The 17,162-nt window shown below is 66.0% G+C and carries 16 protein-coding genes; 11 read left to right on the top strand and 5 right to left on the bottom strand.

Annotation, left to right across the window (positions count from 1 at the left end):
* Positions 1-53: 53 nt before the first annotated feature.
* Both ACOXXX_RS16570 and trmD read left to right on the top strand, forming a co-directional pair.
* A complete protein-coding gene (locus ACOXXX_RS16570) occupies positions 54-1,214 on the top strand; it encodes a hypothetical protein (protein ID WP_422827722.1) in 1,161 nt (386 codons plus the stop codon).
* Positions 1,215-1,285: 71 nt separating this feature from the next.
* Positions 1,286-2,080: a tRNA (guanosine(37)-N1)-methyltransferase TrmD gene (gene trmD, locus ACOXXX_RS16575; protein ID WP_422827723.1), complete on the top strand. Its 795-nt coding sequence runs from the start codon at positions 1,286-1,288 to the stop codon at positions 2,078-2,080.
* Positions 2,081-2,114: 34 nt separating this feature from the next.
* Here the strand turns inward: trmD and ACOXXX_RS16580 are convergent, their stop codons facing one another.
* Entirely contained in the window at positions 2,115-2,894 is a 780-nt protein-coding gene (locus tag ACOXXX_RS16580; RefSeq protein WP_422827724.1) for an MBL fold metallo-hydrolase, read from the bottom strand.
* 225 nt (positions 2,895-3,119) lie between these two features.
* Between ACOXXX_RS16580 and ACOXXX_RS16585 the strand changes: the two genes are divergently transcribed.
* The 4 genes from ACOXXX_RS16585 (at position 3,120) to ACOXXX_RS16600 (ending at position 7,723) form a co-directional block, all read left to right on the top strand.
* Positions 3,120-3,779, top strand: a complete 660-nt coding sequence (locus ACOXXX_RS16585) for an ABC transporter ATP-binding protein (protein ID WP_422827725.1) — start codon at positions 3,120-3,122, stop codon at positions 3,777-3,779.
* Positions 3,757-5,418, top strand: coding sequence for a capsule biosynthesis protein (locus ACOXXX_RS16590; protein WP_422827726.1), 1,662 nt, complete (start codon positions 3,757-3,759; stop codon positions 5,416-5,418). Before ACOXXX_RS16585 ends, ACOXXX_RS16590 begins: the two co-directional genes overlap by 23 nt.
* 102 nt (positions 5,419-5,520) lie before the next feature.
* Positions 5,521-6,198, top strand: coding sequence for a DUF2270 domain-containing protein (locus ACOXXX_RS16595; protein WP_422827727.1), 678 nt, complete (start codon positions 5,521-5,523; stop codon positions 6,196-6,198).
* A gap of 64 nt (positions 6,199-6,262) precedes the next feature.
* Positions 6,263-7,723 (top strand): PLP-dependent aminotransferase family protein, encoded by a 1,461-nt coding sequence (locus ACOXXX_RS16600; protein ID WP_422827728.1) that lies wholly within the window; start codon positions 6,263-6,265, stop codon positions 7,721-7,723.
* Here ACOXXX_RS16600 and ACOXXX_RS16605 read toward each other — a convergent pair.
* Entirely contained in the window at positions 7,718-8,758 is a 1,041-nt protein-coding gene (locus tag ACOXXX_RS16605) for an NAD(P)/FAD-dependent oxidoreductase (RefSeq protein WP_422827729.1), read from the bottom strand. The genes ACOXXX_RS16600 and ACOXXX_RS16605 overlap by 6 nt on opposite strands.
* Positions 8,759-8,805: 47 nt before the next feature.
* Here ACOXXX_RS16605 and mnmD point away from each other — a divergent pair, with 47 nt between their 5' ends.
* The 3 genes from mnmD to ACOXXX_RS16620 all read left to right on the top strand — a co-directional run bounded on the left by mnmD (position 8,806) and on the right by ACOXXX_RS16620 (position 11,311).
* Positions 8,806-9,474 (top strand): tRNA (5-methylaminomethyl-2-thiouridine)(34)-methyltransferase MnmD, encoded by a 669-nt coding sequence (gene mnmD / locus ACOXXX_RS16610; protein ID WP_422827730.1) that lies wholly within the window; start codon positions 8,806-8,808, stop codon positions 9,472-9,474.
* Positions 9,471-10,340, top strand: coding sequence for a DMT family transporter (locus ACOXXX_RS16615; protein WP_422827731.1), 870 nt, complete (start codon positions 9,471-9,473; stop codon positions 10,338-10,340). Before mnmD ends, ACOXXX_RS16615 begins: the two co-directional genes overlap by 4 nt.
* A 71-nt stretch (positions 10,341-10,411) precedes the next feature.
* Complete coding sequence (locus tag ACOXXX_RS16620) at positions 10,412-11,311, top strand: sulfotransferase domain-containing protein (protein WP_422827732.1); 900 nt, start codon at positions 10,412-10,414, stop codon at positions 11,309-11,311.
* Here the strand turns inward: ACOXXX_RS16620 and dapA are convergent, their stop codons facing one another.
* Complete coding sequence (dapA, locus tag ACOXXX_RS16625) at positions 11,312-12,187, bottom strand: 4-hydroxy-tetrahydrodipicolinate synthase (protein WP_422827733.1); 876 nt, start codon at positions 12,185-12,187, stop codon at positions 11,312-11,314.
* 134 nt (positions 12,188-12,321) lie between these two features.
* Here dapA and ACOXXX_RS16630 point away from each other — a divergent pair, with 134 nt between their 5' ends.
* Positions 12,322-14,268 carry a lytic transglycosylase domain-containing protein gene (locus ACOXXX_RS16630; RefSeq protein ID WP_422827734.1) on the top strand — a complete coding sequence of 649 codons (1,947 nt, stop codon included), beginning with the start codon at positions 12,322-12,324 and terminating at the stop codon, positions 14,266-14,268.
* 9 nt (positions 14,269-14,277) lie between these two features.
* Here ACOXXX_RS16630 and ACOXXX_RS16635 read toward each other — a convergent pair whose 3' ends face one another.
* Both ACOXXX_RS16635 and rimM read right to left on the bottom strand, forming a co-directional pair.
* Positions 14,278-15,066, bottom strand: a complete 789-nt coding sequence (locus tag ACOXXX_RS16635; RefSeq protein ID WP_422827735.1) for a hypothetical protein — start codon at positions 15,064-15,066, stop codon at positions 14,278-14,280.
* Positions 15,063-15,572 (bottom strand): ribosome maturation factor RimM, encoded by a 510-nt coding sequence (gene rimM / locus ACOXXX_RS16640; RefSeq protein ID WP_422827736.1) that lies wholly within the window; start codon positions 15,570-15,572, stop codon positions 15,063-15,065. Before rimM ends, ACOXXX_RS16635 begins: the two co-directional genes overlap by 4 nt.
* A 165-nt stretch (positions 15,573-15,737) precedes the next feature.
* On the opposite strand from rimM, the gene ACOXXX_RS16645 reads away from it, so the two are divergent.
* Complete coding sequence (locus ACOXXX_RS16645) at positions 15,738-17,090, top strand: YihY family inner membrane protein (protein ID WP_422827737.1); 1,353 nt, start codon at positions 15,738-15,740, stop codon at positions 17,088-17,090.
* Positions 17,091-17,162 lie beyond the last annotated feature (72 nt).

Here is a 17,162-nt window from a genome sequence, read left to right on the forward strand (position 1 = left end):
GGAATTCGCCGCATTTTGCCGACACACTTTGTAAAACGTCTGGGGTTTTCAAAGTGCAGATTTTCGTTCAAAGATACGTCCTGGCTGGCCTTGCCCTGCTTCCGGCCTGGGTCGCGTTCCTGCTGCCCGACCCGGCGCGGCACGACATCTTTTCGGCGTTCGGCACGACCGGAACGCTGGCGCTTTGGTCGGTTCTGGCGCTTGGCGTCATCCATGCCGCATCCCGGCCCCAAGCTCCTGCCGTCGCCCCGCCAGACCCGCCCACGCTGCTGCGTCGGCGCAGCCTGAAGGAGCTGAACGATCTGCCGCCCACTGACGTGATGCGCAGCGACCTTGCCAAGTTGCTGGCCTTGATCGGCCCCGACGACACGGTGCCCCAACCCGATCATCCGTGTTCGGGGGAAGAGGCGCTGGCCCGTGCGCTGGACCGGACGCTACAGATCTGGCAGGTCCCGACGGTGCACGCGCTTGGCGACACCCGGCTGATCGAACTTTATGTCCTGGCCCAGCTGGTGCAGGCGCCGCCCGACCGGGCCGGTGCCCTGGCCCAGCTCTTTGCACATCCGGCAAAAGTGCTGGACCTGCGCGACCGGATCAGCGCGCTGAGCGCCCGCTACGATACCTTCCAGCGCCAGCGCGACGCCTATCAGGCGACGCTTCTGGCCTGGACCAACCAGCCGCCGGTGCTGCGCCCCTCGGCGCTCTTGACCTCGTTGCAGGGGCTGGAAAAGCCCGACATCGACCTGTGGCACCGCGTCGTGCTGGAACACGATCCGCGCGATCCCGCGCAGCGCGAGGCCGCGCTTTGGTGCGCGCGTCAGCCGCAATGCGACCGCGCCACCATCGCCGCCTACCTGTCGCTGCTGGCCGCCGACGGCCATCTGGAAGCGGCGGCGCGGCAGGCCGATACGCTGTGGCTCAAGGGCGTACTGTCGGTGATCGAGGCCTGGAACGCCGGGGTCTATACCCGCTGCGAACTGGGCCTGACGCCCGAGGATGCGGTCAGCCAAAGCGCGCCGATCCTGTCACATGCGCTGGACCGCCTGGCCGAGCTCAGCGGTGAGCCGCGCTGGCCCGAACCGCAGGCGCTTTTCACCGAATACCGCGGTCGCGCCCCGCTGCCGCGCGACCATTGGTGTCTGCGGTCGGGCGCGATCGTGACCGCCCCGAACCGTGCGCATTTCTTCGAAGCGCGCCAGGTCGAGGTCGCCTGACCCTTTCGCATTTCGATTCCGCTGCCGGGTGAAACCGGATAGTCAGGGGCAAATTGCCCGCAGGCCCTGACATGACCGACCGCCCCAACCGTTCCCACGGACGCAAGAGCATCGCCGCGACCCTACAGCCGCGCGCCCTGATGACGCCGACGCCCGATCTTGTCCGCGCGTGGAAGGCGCAGGTGATCACGCTCTTTCCCGAAGCCTTCCCGGGGCTGCTGGGTCTTTCCTTGACCGGCAAGGCGCTGCAGGACGGGCTCTGGCAGCTTGATCCTGTGGCGCTGCGCGATTTCGGCGAAGGGCGGCACCGCAATGTCGATGACACGCCCGCGGGCGGTGGTGCCGGCATGGTGCTGCGCGCCGACGTCATGGGCCATGCGCTTGACCGGGCGCGCCGCAAGATGCCCGAGGAGGCGCCGATCCTGTACATGTCGCCGCGCGGCACGCCCTTCACCCAGAAGATGGCGCAGGATCTGGCAACGACATCCGGGGCCACGCTGATCTGCGGCCGGTTCGAGGGGCTCGACCAGCGGGTGATCGATCATTTCGACATCACCGAGGTGTCGGTGGGCGACTATGTCCTGACCGGCGGCGAACTGGCCGCGCAGATCGTGCTGGATGCTACGGTGCGTTTGCTGCCAGGGGTGCTGGGCAATGCCGAGTCGACGGTGGAGGAGTCGTTTTCCGCGGGCCTTTTGGAACATCCGCAATATACCAAACCCGCGGAATGGCAGGGCCACGCGATCCCGCCGGTGCTGCTGTCGGGCAATCACGGCGCAATCGCCCGTTGGCGGCGTGAACAGTCCGAGGAGCTTACAAAAACGCGCCGCCCGGATCTTTGGGCGGCGCGTGAAAAGGAAGACTAGGCTTCGGGATGGGTGACGCAGGCGCGTCGGCCTGTCAGGCCGCGCCGTACCAGTCGCCCATTTTGACCTCGACACCGTCGCCGACCATGCTGGCGAATTCCGCCGGGTCCTGCGTGCCGCCATCACGCCCGCGATAATGATAGGGATAGACATAGGTCGGCGCGAATTCCGCCACCGCCGAGGCCGCCGCCGACGCATCCATCGTGAACGGCAGGTTCATGCAGACGAACGCCAGATCGATGTTTTCGAGGCTGCGCATCTCGGGGATGTCTTCGGTATCGCCCGAGATGTAGACGCGGAAGCCGTCAAAGCTCAGCACATAGCCGTTGTCGCGCCCCTCGGGGTGAAAGTTCTTGCGCTCTTCGGTGATGTTGTAGGCCGGGATCGCGTCGATCGGCAGGCCGCCCAGTTCGGTGCTTTCGCCATTGCCGATCATCGCGGCCTTGGTCTTGAGCTCTTCGGGCAGCATCTCGAACACTGCGGGGTTGGTCAGGATCTGCGTGTCGTCGCCGACGATCGCCGCCAGCGTTTCGGCATTGTAGTGATCGCCGTGTTCATGCGTGACCAAGATCATGTCGGGCGCGGGCATGCCTTCGTATTGCGCGGCCTCGCCGACCGGGTCGACGTAGATCGTGCCCACCGGCGTTTCCATCACGAAGGACGCGTGGCTGACCGGATGCACGGTGATCGTGCCGCCGTTCGTCTCGAACGTGTCGCTGGCATGGGCCGCGGCGCGCGCGGCATAGGGCAGAAGCGTGATGGCGCCTGTGGCGGCACCGACGGTTTTCAGAAACGTGCGGCGGGTCTGGGTCATGTCGTGGGTCCTTTCGGGTAGGTCTCAGCGAACTTCCAAGTTGGACATAGCCCCTCTCCGCAGCCTGTCCAGCACGGCGTGTTGCGGCTTGTGCGTAAACCCGCACCTTTCCCGCTTTGGATTGTTATTTGTTTCCATAATGGGCCATAATATCAACAAATTTGGCCCCTAGACCACTCGCTGTGCCAGTCAACCCCGACCGGTCACGAGTGCCGAGGCAATGGTATGCTGGAATTCGAAAACGTCAGCAAATCTTTCTGGACCGGATCGCACCGCAAGGTGATTCTGGACAGGGTGTCGCTGCGTGTACCGCTTGGGGAATCTCTGGGCATTCTGGCACCCAACGGCACCGGCAAGACAACCCTGATCAAGATGATGGCGGGCCTCGAGAAACCCGACGAGGGCGAGATCCGGCGCACCTGCCGGGTGTCCTTTCCGCTGGGCTTCATGGGTGGCGTGGTGTCAAAACACTCGGCCATGGAAAACGCCCGCTTCATCGCGCGGCTTTACGGGCTGGACCCCGACTATGTCGAAAGCTTCTGCCGCTGGCTTTGCGATCTGGGGGAATATTTCGACCAGCCGCTGGGCACCTATTCGCAGGGCATGAAGGCGCGCTTCACCTTTTCGCTGATGCTGGCGCTGGACTTTGACATGTATCTGATCGACGAAGGCATGCCCAGTTCGACCGATGTCAATTTCAACCGCAAGGCGGGCGATATCCTGGCCGAACGGCTGCGCACCACGACGATCATCATCGTCTCTCACCAGCCTGAACTGCTGGAAAAATTCGCCCGCAAGGCGGCTGTCCTGATGGATGGCAAGCTGCACATGTTTGAAACCTTGGAAGAAGCGAAACAGCTCTATGACTACGAAACCCAAGGCTAAGAAGTTCCGCATCCGCCGCAGCACGTCCGACACCGCGACGTCTGGCGATGCCGACGCGCGCAGCGCCGCCCCGTCCTCCGCGCCGCCCCGGTCCGCCTCCGCCTCCACGGCGCCGAAACCCGCCCGCTCGGGCGAGGTCGCGTCGGCCGCACAGGTCGCCGGCGAAACCGACATGCAGGCGATCCGTCAGGAAGGGTTGACCGGGCGTCAGCTGCGCATGGCCCGCCGGGTGGCGCAAAAGCACGGGTTGGCACCGACATCCGATTTCGATGCCGTGCGCCTGCTGCGCGCCAAGGGCATCGATCCGTTCCAGCGCGCCAACATGCTGGAACTGGTGGTGCCCGATGGCGCCAGCGCCGCCCCCGCGGCCTTGCCAGCCACGGAACGACCGCAGACACCCGCACGCACCGATGGCGGCCGCGTGCAGCTGCCGCAGACCATCGAGACCCGCAAACAGTCCCTGCCATCGACGGAAACCATCAGCCCCGCGGATCGCCGCGCCGCCGAAATCTCCAAGATCCAGAAGGACCTGGCCCGGCGGCGGCGCAAGAAATCCTTGCTGCTGCTGACGCGGCTTGCCTTCTTCGTGTTCCTGCCGACGATCCTTGCGGGCTATTACTTCTATGCCGTGGCGACGCCGATGTACGCCACGAAGTCGGAATTCCTGATCCTCAAGGCCGAAAGTTCTGGCAGCGGCGTCGGTGGGCTATTCTCGGGCACGCAGTTCGCCACCAATCAGGATGCCATCGCGGTGCAAAGCTATCTGACCTCGAAGGATGCGATGCTGCGCCTGGATGCCGACGAAGGGTTCAAGGATCACTTCACCCAGGCCAGCATCGACCCGATCCAGCGGCTTGGCGAAGATCCGTCGAACGAAGAGGCATACAAGCTTTACAAGCGCAACATCGAGATCGGCTATGACCCGACCGAGGGCGTGATCAAGATGGAGGTGGCCGCCGCCGATCCGGAGGTTGCCGCACAGTTCAGTCGCGCCCTGATCAGTTACGCCGAGGAGCGGGTGGACAATCTGAGCCTGCGCAAACGGTCGAACGCCGTGGTCGATGCCGAGGCGGGCCTGGTCGAGGCGCAGCAGGCGCGGCAGGATGCCCAGGAAAAGCTGGTACGGCTGCAGCAGGAAGGCGCCATCGTCGACCCCGAAGGCCGGATCGCCGCGTTGCGCGGGCAGATCAACAACGTCGAAGTGCAGCTTCAGGAAAAGAACCTGCAACTACAGGCGCTTCTGGACAACTCACGCCCGAACCGGTCGCGCGTCGAAGGGGCCGAAGGCGATATTCGCAGGCTCGAGGCGCTGCTGGCCGAGCTCAATGCCGAAATGACCACCGCCGCTACGGGCGAGAATTCGCTGGCCGAACTGGCCGTGCAGATCCAGCTGGCCCAGGCCGACCTCGCGACGCGCGACCTGATGATGCAGACCGCGCTCGAACGGCTGGATCAGGCGCGCCGCGATGCCGACAGCCAGGCGCGGTATCTGACCACCTCGGTCGTGCCGGTGGCGTCGCAGGACGCCAGCTATCCGCGCAAGTTCGAAAACACGATGCTGGCATTCCTGATCTTCTCGGGCATCTACCTGATGGTGTCGCTGACCGCGTCCATCCTGCGCGAACAGGTCTCGTCGTGATCGCGGGCTGATACCGGACCCCGGCGGCGCTGCCTGCCGGGTTGGCAGAACGGTTGATTTTCAGGCGCTTTCGGTGTCCATTGGGGCGGGGGAGTGGCTGAGATGTCCAAGGGGGATCCGGGCGAACGCAAGGAACTGGATGCCGCCGAAATCGGGGCCATCGCGCATCTTTACCGGGGCGAGGTCTACCGATCGACGATCTGGCGCACGCGGCTCGACACGACGACGAACTGGGCGGTCGTGACGCTGGGGATCGCGCTGTCCATCGCGTTTTCAACCCCGGCGGCATCGCCCCTGCCACTTGTGCTTGTTGGCATTCTGATCATCTTTTTCCTGATGCTCGAAGCGCGGCGCTATCGCTATTTCAATGTCTGGCGCGCGCGCTGCCGCTGGCTTGAGACGCATTTCTTTGCGCCGATGCTGCATGACGGCGATCTGCATATGGAGGATGGCTGGCAGCGCAAACTGGCCGAGGATTACTGGACCCCGCGCTATCACGTGTCGATGTGGGTGGCGCTGGGGCGACGCATCCGGCGCAACTATTTCTGGGTGCTGCTGATCCAGACCGCCGCCTATGTCGGCAAGCTGATGGTGCATCCCGCCCCCCTGACTGACTGGTCGCAACTGGCCGAACGGGCTGCCATCGGGCCTATTCCGGGCGGTCTGGTGCTGATGGTGGGCGTGATCTACTGCCTGAGCTGGGGATCCATCGCGTTCTGGAGCATGCGTGACGACAACCGCCGCGCCCAAAGTCGGCGCGACCGATCCGGGATGGGCTGATCCGTCAGACGGCTGATCGGTCCAGATTGCGCGGGGGTTAAGTCCAGTCTAGCATGCCGTCGGTATGGCGATCCCGGTTGAGACCTTTCTTCTGCACCCCTCGGGCGAGGGCACGCTGCAGGCCCGCATCCAGCAGATGGTGGCCGAAGGCATCCTGTCGGGTCGGTTCCGCCGTGGTGAAAAGCTGCCTTCGACCCGGAAGCTGGCCACCCATCTGGCGGTCAGCCGGATCACCGTGACGCTGGCCTATACCGAGCTTCTGGCCAACGACTACCTCGTGTCGCGCGGCCGGTCGGGCTATTTTGTGTCCGACAACGCCCCGGAACCGCCCAGCTTTCCGGCGCAACAGGTGTCGCAGGACAGCGTGGACTGGACCCGCGCCATCGGACAGCGGTTCACCGGCGGGGCCACCCCGGTCAAGCCGCAGGACTGGGCGCGCTACCGCTATCCGTTCATCTACGGGCAGACCGATCCGATGCTTTTCGATCACGCCAACTGGCGGCTTTGCGCGGTCAAGGCGCTGGGGGCCAAGGACTTCACCAGCCTGACGCGGGATTATTACGATCAGGACGATCCGAAACTGGTCGAATTCATCGCCCGCCACACCCTGCCGCGGCGGGGTATCGTCGCCAATACCTCGCAGATCCTGATCACGCTGGGGGCGCAGAACGCATTGTGGCTGGCGGCGCAGGTCCTGCTGAATCAGCGCCGCAAGGCAGCGATCGAAAACCCCTGTTATCACGCGCTGCGCGATATCCTGATGCAGTCGCGCTGCCGCCTGGCGCCGGTGGCGGTGGATGCCGACGGGCTGCCGCCCGACCGCATCCCCGACGGGACCGACGTGATCTTTACCACGCCCAGTCACCAATGCCCGACCTCGTCCACCATGCCGCTGCCCCGGCGCGAGGCGCTGCTGGCGCGCGCCCGTACGCTGGATGCGCTGATCGTCGAGGATGATTACGAGTTCGAAACCGCCGCCCCGACCCCGCCGATGCCAGCGCTCAAATCGCTCGACCGGGACGGGCGGGTGATCTACGTGGGCAGCTTTTCCAAATCGCTCTTTCCCGGGCTGCGCCTAGGATATCTGGTGGGCAGCACGCCGTTCATCCGCGAAGCACGGGCGTTGCGCGCTTCGGTCCTGCGTCATCCGCCGGGCCACATCCAGCGCACTGCCGCCTATTTCCTGAGCCTTGGGCATTACGACGCGCTTATCCGCCGCACCGCGCGGGTGTTTTCCGAACGCCGCGCGGTGGCCGAGCAGGCGATTGCCCGCCACGGGCTGGAAATCGCGGGGCAGGGGGCACATGGTGGGTCGTCCTTCTGGATGCGCACCCCCGCAGGCACGGATACCGAGGCGCTGGCCCGGACCCTGCAGGACCGCAGCGTGCTGATCGAACCCGGCGCGCCGTTCTTCAGCGGCGCGGACACGCCGCCGAACTTCTACCGGCTGGCCTACAGCTCGATCCCGTCCGAGCGTATTCCCGACGGCATCGCGGTGATCGCCGACGCGCTCCAGCGGCTATAACGACGCCGCGACGCCAAATCCCGGGGGGATGCCATCGCGCCCCTCCAAAACCAGATCGGCCATGACCTCGGCCACCTTGGGCGCCATGCCGAACCCGATCTTGAACCCGCCGTTGGCGATGAAATGCCCGGGTCGGTCGGGCCAGGCCCCCAGCATCGGCGCGCGGCTGCGTGCCCGGGGCCGCACCCCGGCCCAGCGTTCCAGCACCGCCGCACCATGCAGGATCGGCAGCGCGGCGCGGGCCCGGTCCAGAAGGCCGTCGCATTGCGCGTCGGTGCTGATCGGCAGATCGAAGTCGCGTTCGCTGGTCGATCCGATGGCGACCGTGCCATCGGCATGCGGGATGATGTGCAGCCCGTCCACGAAGACCTGCGGCGCGTCGCGCGCATCGTGCCGCAGCAGCACCGCCTGCCCCTTGATGCCAGTACCGACGGCCTTGCCCAGATCGTCCGACAGGGCCTGCAACCCTTGCCAGCCGGTGGCCCAGACCACCGCGCCCGCATCTGCCGCCTCGGGCAGAACGCTGATCCCGCTCACGGCCAGGGCCGCCTCCAGCGCCGCGCAGGCCTGGCGGGGATGCACGCGCGCGCTCAGCGTGTCGCGGATCAGCATGCCCTCGGGACTGGCAGGAGCGAAGGGGCCTGCGCTGCCCGCCGGGATCACCTCCCACCGGGCGGCGTCGCCCCAAAGCTCTGCCGCGCCGATGCCGCGCTCCTGCGCCAGTTCAAGCCCGCGCGCATCGGCCACCGGCTGGAGCCGCCCCAGCCTGGCGTAGCCGCCGGACACTCCGCCGACCTTTGCGACGCCGTCCCAGAAAGCCTGCGCCATCAGCAGGCTTTCCAGTTGAAACTGCTTCTTGTCGTTCCAGTTTTCCGGCACGTGCGGGGCCAGGGCCCCCACGATGCCGCCGCTCGATCCCGCACCCGCGCCACCGGGGTCGATCACCTGCACCGTTGCGCCGCGCTGCGCGCAGGCCCAGGCCACCGACAGGCCAAAAATGCCCGCGCCGCGCACTGTCACGTCGATCCTTGCCATTTCGCACCGCCCCCTGCATGACTTCGCCATCTTTAAGGGATCGCGACATGGCCCACCAGAACCCGCTTGATTGGCGCAGCGGCGACATCCCGGTGTCGACCCGGTTCGACGATCCCTACTATTCGCTCGATGACGGGCTCGAGGAAACGCGGCACGTGTTTCTGCAGGGCAACGACCTGCCCGCGCGGTTCCGCGACGGCTTTCATATCGCCGAGCTGGGCTTTGGCACCGGGCTGAACCTGCTGGCGGTCCTGCAACTGTGGCGCGACAGCGGCCAAAAGGGCGTCCTGCGCTTTACCAGTTTTGAGGCCTATCCCCTGCCACCCGCCGACATGATCCGTGCACAGGCGGCATTTCCGTCGCTGCGCGCGCTGGCGCAGGACCTGGCAGAGCATTGGGGGAAGGACACGATCGAGCTGCCCGATCTGGCGTTCACCCTGATCACCGGGGACGCCCGTCAAACCCTGCCGAACTGGTCCGGCGCGGCGGATGCCTGGTTTCTTGACGGCTTTTCCCCCGCCAAGAACCCGGAGCTTTGGGAGGACAGGCTGCTGCGCGAGGTCGCTCGCCACACCACCCCCGGGGGGACCGCCGCGACCTATTCGGCCGCCGGGCACATCCGCCGGACGCTGGACGCTGCGGGGCTGGTCACGCACCGCGTACCGGGATATGGCCGCAAGCGGCACATGACCATCGCCCGAAAGGCCCCCCGATGACCCGCAACGACACCACGACCGGCATCTGGCTCATGGTCGCGACGACCTTTGTCTTTGCCATGCAGGACGGGCTGTCGCGGCATCTGGCGGGGGAATACAACGTCTTCATGGTGGTGATGGTGCGCTACTGGTTCTTTGCCGCCTTCGTGATCGCCATCGCCGGACGGCAGGCGGGCAGCGTCCGGGCGGCCGCGCGCACCCAACAGCCGCTGTTGCAGGCCTTTCGCGGCGCGCTGCTCTCGCTCGAGATCATGGTGATGGTGCTGGGCTTTGTCTATCTGGGACTGGTGGAAAGCCATGCGGTCTTTGCTTGCTATCCGCTGCTCATCGCGGCGCTGTCGGGGCCGGTGCTGGGCGAACACGTCGGCTGGCGCCGCTGGACGGCGATTGGCGTGGGGTTCGTCGGCGTGCTGATCATCCTGCAGCCCACGGGTGGCGTCTTTTCCCCCTTCGCCGCGATCCCGCTGTTGGCGGCGCTGATGTTCGCGCTTTACGGCCTGCTCACCCGCTATGTCGCGCGCAAGGACACGGCGGCCACCAGTTTTTTCTGGACCGGAACGGTGGGCAGCGTGGTGGCCACGGCCATCGGCATCTGGCACTGGCAGAACATGAGCCTGCCCGACTGGGGCTGGATGGCGATCCTCTGCGTGACCGGAGCGCTTGGGCACTACCTGCTGATCAAGACCTACGAGGCGGCAGAGGCGAGCGCGGTCCAGCCCTTTGCCTACTTGCAGCTGGCCTTTGCCTCGGCGCTTGGCATCGTTGTCTTCGGTGAAAGCATCCGGCCCAACGTCGCCTTTGGCGCGGCGCTGATCGTGGCGGCGGGGCTCTTCACCCTCGCACGGGCGCGGCGAAAGGCGGGCTGACGGGGCGACTTTGTCCTTGCAATGCGAAGCAGCGCCGCATTTGCTGACAACGACAGCAGGCGGGAAGGGCAATGATGACGCAGCGCAAGCTTTACCTCGGCGCCCTGACCGACAACCGGCGCTGGGACAAGGTCACCATCCGGCCAGATGATGTATTCGTCGTGACCCCGCCGAAATCCGGCACCACCTGGATGCAGACCATCGTCGCACTGCTCTTCTCCGGCGATCCCGAGGTCGAAACGGAACTGTCGGTCAAGATGCCCTGGGTCGATATCCGCATCCGCGAAATGGACGAGGTGGCCGCTCGGCTCGAGGCGATGCCGCACCGGCGCAGCATGAAAAGCCACACGCCGCTGGACGGGCTGCCGCTGGACGGGCAGGCGCAGTATCTATGCGTCTTCCGTCACCCGCTGGACGCACATTTCTCGTTTCGCAAGCATGTCGGGAACATCCCGATGCCGTGGTTCGATCACTGGTATCCCGAAGAGGACAGCGACGGCATCACCTTCCGCCGGTTCCTTGATGGCGGGCCAGAGGGGTTCGACACCGACGCGATGCCGCTGGCGCATATCCTTAGGCATTACGAGGCGGCCCTGGCCGTCGCCGACAGGCCCAACGTGACGCTCTTTCACTATGCCGACATGCGCCGCGATCTGCCGGGCACCTTTGCCCGGGTGGCATCGCTTCTGGGCATCTCGCATCCCGCCGAGGTCATGGACCTGCTGGTACAGGCCGCGGGTTTCGACAACATGCGCGCCAACGCCATCCGTTATGCGCCGTCGGGCGGCAAGGGATTCATGAAATCCGACGCCGCGTTCTTTCACAGCGGCACGAGCGGAAAGTGGCATGGTCAGCTGAGCGATGCCGAACTGGCCGCCTATGATGCGGCGATGGACGCGCATCTGACACCCGACGATCGGGCCTGGCTGGAGTATGGCAGCGCCGGGGCGGACCCCGGCGCGACCTCCTGATTAATTCAACAGTCCAGCGTGCCGCAGACCGGCATCGACCCGCGCACGGGTTTCCTCGGTCAGGGGCATAAGCGGCGGGCGCACGTCGTCGCTGCACAAACCCAGACGCGCCAGGCCGTATTTGGCGCCGCAGACGCCCGGCTCGGCAAAGATGGCGTGATGCAGCGGCATCAGCCGGTCCTGGATCGACAGCGCCTTTGCATAGTCGCCCGCCAGCGTCGCCTCCTGCAGTTCGGAACACAGTTTCGGGGCCACGTTCGCGGTCACTGAAATACAGCCGATGCCGCCTTGCGCGTTGAAGCCGTGCGCTGTCGCATCCTCGCCCGAGATCTGAAGGAAGTCCGGCCCGCAGGTCAGGCGCTGCGAACAGACGCGGTCAAGATCGCCGGTGGCGTCCTTGACGCCGACGATGCGCGGCAGCTTGGCCAGTTCGCCCATGGTGGCGGGCGACATGTCCACGGCGGACCGGCCGGGAATGTTGTAGATGATGATCGGCAGGTTGCAGCAATCGTGCAGCATGGTGAAATGCGCGATCAGACCGGCCTGCGTCGGCTTGTTGTAATAGGGTGTCACCACCAGCGCGCCGTTGGCGCCCACCCGTTCGGCGAACTGGATGAAGCGCACAGCTTCGGCGGTGTTGTTCGATCCGGCCCCGGCGATGACGGGAATGCGGCCCGCCACCTGCTGCACCACGCATTGTACCACCGCTTCGTGTTCGGCATGGGTCAGGGTCGGGCTTTCACCCGTCGTACCGACCGGCACCAGCGCGTGGCTGCCCTGCTCGATATGCCATTCAACCAGGCGTTTGAGCGTATCGAAATCCACCGCGCCGTCCTTGAACGGCGTGACCAGGGCTGGCATCGACCCTTTGAACATGACACGCTCCTTTATATTGCAACTCTCGGCTTCGGGTGATTCCGGACGTGTCGGGATTGTGAGTTGAAGCCCCCCACGCGCGCGGTATCTTTAGCCCCGTGTCTATCCATCCTCGTCGCGGAAATTGCAAGCATATGTCACGCCTTCTGGTCCTGATCTTCCTTTGGTGCGCGGGCCTGGCAATGGCTCAGGACGGGCCGCGACCGCTGGAGCGTGCGATGTCGGAAATGCGCCAGGGCAACTGGGCCGCGGCGCAGATCACCGCGCGCGGCGACGGTCAGGCGGCGCTTGACGTGATTCTGTGGCATTATCTGCGCGCCGGTCAGGGCAATCTGCGGCAGGTGCAGGATTTCCTGTCGCGCAATCCCGACTGGCCCGGCATGCCCTATCTGCGCGAGAAAAGCGAAGAGGCGATGACCGGCGCGTCCCACGCCGATGTGCTGGCCTTCTTTGCCGACGCGCCGCCACAAACCGGCACCGGCGCGCTGTCGCTGGCGCGGGCGCATATCGCGGCGGGGGACTCCGGTGCCGCCGACGCGGTGATCGTGCAGGCCTGGCGCACACTGGCCCTTTCGAACGAGGAGCGCGCGGCGTTCCTGGCAGCCCATGGCGATCTGCTCAAACCGCATCACGTGGCGCGGCTCGATATGGCGCTGTGGAATGGCTGGCTTGTCAACGCCCGGGCGACGCTGCCGCTGGTGGACGAGGATCACCGCAAGCTGGCCGCGGCGCGCATCGCGCTGCACAACAGCCAGGGCGGCGTCGACGCCCTTATCGCCGCGGTCCCCGAGGCGCTGCAATCGGACCCTGGTCTGGCCTACGAACGCTTTGCCTGGCGGGCGCGCAAGGGCCGCGATGCCGATGCCATCGAACTGCTGCTCGAACGATCCGAGGCGGGCACCCTGGGTGAAGCCTGGGCCTGGTCCAACCGCCGCCGGTCGCTGGCGCGCGAGACCATGCGCGCGGGCGATCCCGCGCTGGCCTATCGCATCGCCTCGACGCACGGGCTGACCGAAGGGTCCGATTACGCCGATCTGGAATGGTTGTCGGGCTTTCTGGCGCTGCGCTTTCTGGACCGGCCAGCGGATGCGCTCAGGCATTTTCAGGGCCATGGCGACGACGTGGAAACGCCGATCTCGCTGGGCCGCGCCGGATACTGGATCGGCCGCGCCTACGAGGCGATGGGCGACACCGAGGCGGCGCAGAAGGCCTATTCCGAAGGCGCGCGCTTCCAGACCTCTTTCTACGGCCTTCTGGCGGCGGAACGCGCGGGCGTTCCCGCCGATCCGCAGCTTGCCGGTCAGGCGGAGGTGCCGCCCTGGCGCGACGCCGCCTTCACCGACTCGTCGGTCTTTCAGGCCGCAGTGCTGCTGCTTGCGGCGGGGGAGGTGAGCCTTGCCGAACGCTTTTTCACCCATCTGGCGGAATCGCTCGACCGGACGCAGATCGCGCAGCTTGGCGCGATGCTCGATGAAATGGACCGCCCGCACATTCAGGTCATGGTCGGCAAGCGCGCCGCGCGTGCGGGGCTCGAGGTGCACGGGCCCTACTACCCGCTGCATTCGCTCGCGCAGGAAAGCCATCCGGTGCCCACCGAACTGGTCCTTGCCATCGCCCGCCGCGAGTCGGAATTCGATCCGCGCGTGGTGTCGGGGGCGGGCGCGCGCGGGCTCATGCAGCTGATGCCGGGCACCGCGCAAGAGGTCGCAGGCTGGATCGGAGAGCCCTATTCGCGCAACGGCCTGCTGAGTGATCCCGATTACAACGCCCGGCTTGGGGCGGCCTATCTTGCGTCGCTGGCCCGGCAGTTCGACGGCAACGTGGTGATGATGGCGGCGGGCTACAACGCCGGCCCGTCGCGGCCCGTGCGCTGGATGCAGACCTATGGCGATCCGCGTCGGGGCGAGATCGACGTGGTGGATTTCATCGAGTTCATCCCCTTCCGCGAAACCCGGAACTATGTGATGCGCGTCGCGGAAAGCCTGCCGGTCTACCGCGCCCGGCTGGGCAAGGATCCGCACCCGGTGCCGTTCTCGCAGGAACTGACCGGATCGACACTGATGGCGCGGGCGGGGGACTGACCCGGGCGCCTAAGGCGCGGCCATCTTCATGAGTTGCGCCTTGATCGCGGCAACGTCGCGGTTGTGCAGACCCGATCGGTTCAGCGCCAGAAATATCGCATCGAGGCCGATATCGGGCTGGACGTTGGCGGGCGGAAGCAGGGCGATGCGGCCGCGCACGTCGTCTGGCACCTCTGTCAGTTCCAGAAGTGGGGTCAGCGGACCTTGCGGCAGATCACGCATCTCTTCCAGCGCCAGGGCGGTGACGGTGGTGCGCCGGACGGCGTCGGACACGGCGACCAGCACAGCGTCGAAATCCGCAGCCGGGCCCGCGCTGGCCAGATAGGTTTCCAGGTCCTCGGTGATCCGGGTGCTGCGCAGATGCTGCCAGTATGCGCTGCGCAGCCAGGCATCGGCCGCGCGGGTGGAAAAGAACAGTGTCGCGCGCAACGGCTTGCCGAAACGGGCGCGGGCAGCGGTGCAGAGGGTCGCCATCAGCGGGGCCGCAGCGGCATAGGTGGTCAGATTTCGCCGCCCGGGCATCAGCCCGGACAGATCTTCCGACGACATCAGCACCGGCCGCGGGTCCGCCGGATCGAGCGTGTCAAAGAACCGCTTTGCCGCGTCGCCCACATGCCCCAGCCGCAGCGCTTTGGGCTTCAGGCAATAGCGCCGGGCGGTGTTCGCCAATTCCTCGAAATCGTCGCGCAGATAGATCCGCAGGTGATCCGACAGCACCCCACGGTTGACCCGCAGCAGCGTCTGCACCGATGTCGTCCCGGTCTTGTGAAAACCCGGATGGACCACCAGCCGCGTCATGCGTCGAAAAGGCCCTCGGGCGGATCGGCGACGATACGGCCCGCCGTCAGATCGACGGTGGGCACGACGGCAAGGGTAAAGGGCACCAGCACGCTGGCGCTCGATCCCGGAACCTGCACCTCTAGGATATCGGATGCGCCGTGGTTCAGCACCGCCTTGACGGTGCCCAGTTGCACGCCGCCGGTGTCGAACACGCCCAGGCCGATCAGGTCGGCGTGGTAGTATTCATCCTCCTCGAGCGTGGGCAGCCGGTCGCGCGGCGCGAAAAGGCGCGTGCCTTTCAACGCGTCGGCCTCTTCCTTCGACCGCACGCCGCTCAGCCGTGCGGCAAAGCCCTGCGGGATCGACCGGGTGATCTGCACCTCGAAGCTTTGGCCGCCGTCCTCGGTCTGCAGCGGCGCGTAATCCGCGATCGCCTGCGGATCGGCGGTAAAGCTTTTCAGCCGAACCTCGCCCTGCACGCCGAAGGCGCCTGCGATGGCCCCCACACAGATCTGGTCGGTCATGCTGATGGTCCCTGCTGCCTGCGACGGCCCAGCAATAGCCCGGCTGCCGTGGGCTTGACAATGACCGGCACGAGGCGCGGCGCGGGGGCAACGCGGGCCGAAAAGATGCACAGGCCCCTGACGTTTGGCGAAAATTGCTCTATCTACCCAAGGATGAACAGCTTTATGCAACGCCTCGACCGTCTGCAAGACAACCGCGCGGCATCGGCCCTTTGGGATGTCGGTCATTTCATCGTGTTCGCGGTCCGCCGCTTTTTCGCGGAGCGGATGAACAACGCCGCGGCGTCGCTGACCTATTCGACGCTGCTGGCGCTGGTACCGCTTCTGGTGATCGCCTTTGCCATCCTGTCGAGTTTCAGTGCCTTCGACGCGGTCAAGGGCCGCATGCAACAGCTGTTTTTCGAGGCGGTGGTGCCCGAAGCGGGTGCGGCGATTTCCGACTACCTGTCGAATTTCACCCAGAATGCCAGCAACCTGACCGCTGTGGGTGTCGTGGCGCTGGCGGTGGCGGCGGTGTTGCTGCTGTCCACGGTCGAGGACACGCTCAACCGGGTCTGGCATGTGGAACGGCCCCGCCCGCTGATGGTGCGGTTCCTGATCTTCTGGGCGGTGCTCACGCTGGGCCCGCTGCTGATCGGGGTCAGCATCACGCTGACATCCGACCTGATGAAATACGCCAGCGAGGCGCAGCTCACGACTCTGGGGATTCAGGCGGATGTGTCCGAAGACGGCTGGCGCGTGCTTGACGGATTGCTCAGCGTCCTGATCAGCATCGTCGGGTTCACCGCGCTTTTCGTACTTGTCCCGGCGCGGCGCGTGAAGATCAAGCATGCGCTGATCGGGGGCACCTTTGCCGCCGTGTCGTTCGAGGTGCTGGCCTGGGGCTTCAACACCTTCCTGACCTCGGGATCGAGCTACGAGACGATCTATGGCGCGGTGGCGGCGGTGCCGGTCTTCCTGGTCTGGGTCTATACCTCGTGGATGGTGATCATCCTTGGCGCGGTCTTTGCCGCATCCTTCCCGGACTGGTGGCAGGCCCGGTCGGGCGTGCTCGACATCGACGTCGGCCCGTCCGAAAAGCTCAAGATCGCGGTGGCGCTTTTGGCGCGGCTGCACCGCCACGCAAGGGCCGGCGGCACGCTGGACGAAGAGGATCTGGTTTCCGCCGCACCGTTGGGCGCGCGCGACGACATCCTCGATTCGCTTGTGGCGGCGGGATATGTCGTGCAGGCCGAGGACGGCAAGGTCGCGCTGGCCCGCGACATGCATCGCACCCGGCTCAGCGATCTGGCCACCGACCTGGAGCTGTCGCTGGGCATCCCCAAGGGGCAGGACAGCGTCTTGCCCAACAGTGTCGAACGGCGTCTGGGGGCAGAGGGGGATGCGGTCGACAGGCTGCTGCAGCAGCTGCACGAGGTCGAGACGCGCACCCTGGGCATGCCGCTGGCCGAGCTCATGGGCGACGAGGACGACGCCCCGACACCGGTCGAGATAATGCCCCGCGCCGGGACGTCCTGACGGATTTTCCGGCGACAGGGGCGGTGCGCACGTGCATAAGGGCTCGTGCTGAACCTGCCCCGGCAACCCGAT

It is taken from the genome of Thalassococcus sp. BH17M4-6, from assembly GCF_049323015.1.
Lineage (GTDB): Bacteria > Pseudomonadota > Alphaproteobacteria > Rhodobacterales > Rhodobacteraceae > Puniceibacterium.